The organism is Halorubrum sp. SP9 (assembly GCF_005435015.1).
GTDB classification, from domain to species: Archaea; Halobacteriota; Halobacteria; order Halobacteriales; family Haloferacaceae; genus Halorubrum; species Halorubrum sodomense.
Map to the genome: position 1 here is coordinate 1 of NZ_SGXU01000377.1, position 452 is coordinate 452.

Below are 452 nucleotides of genomic sequence, written 5' to 3' on the forward strand. Positions count from 1 at the left end.
GGGGATATTATCGCACATCGAAGACAAGCTAACGCCAAAATCGATGCTGGAAGAAGCTGAGTTATCAGCCGACGACGCAGCTCACCCAGATCCATTTCAGACGCTTATCTCTGTAATCAATTCCACAATCGAAGAGCATGATCGGGCGAGTTCCGCACTAGGCCTCTCAATCTTCGGAGACCGAGTTTCAGCGCTTATCAAGCAGAATGGGAAAGCCGAAGAAGACTCTCCAGTTGATCAGACAATAGAATACGTATGTAAAGACCAACTCCCCCTGATTCTGGAGCAAGCGGTTAATGAGGAACTGACTGAAACAGCTATACAATCTACTGAGACAGCAGGGACGATCGGGGAGGCGGCAATTAAGGAGGATTCCAATCGAGCGGTTGAACACGTAGTACGGGGGCAAGCCGGCTTAATCGATAACCTCCCCTACGAGACAAATGTGGAGC

1 pseudogene is annotated in these 452 nt (G+C 49.6%); it reads left to right on the top strand.

What is annotated here, in order from left to right:
- Positions 1-43: 43 nt before the first annotated feature.
- A pseudogene (locus EXE45_RS17935) lies at positions 44-452 on the top strand (hypothetical protein); the annotation flags it as partial.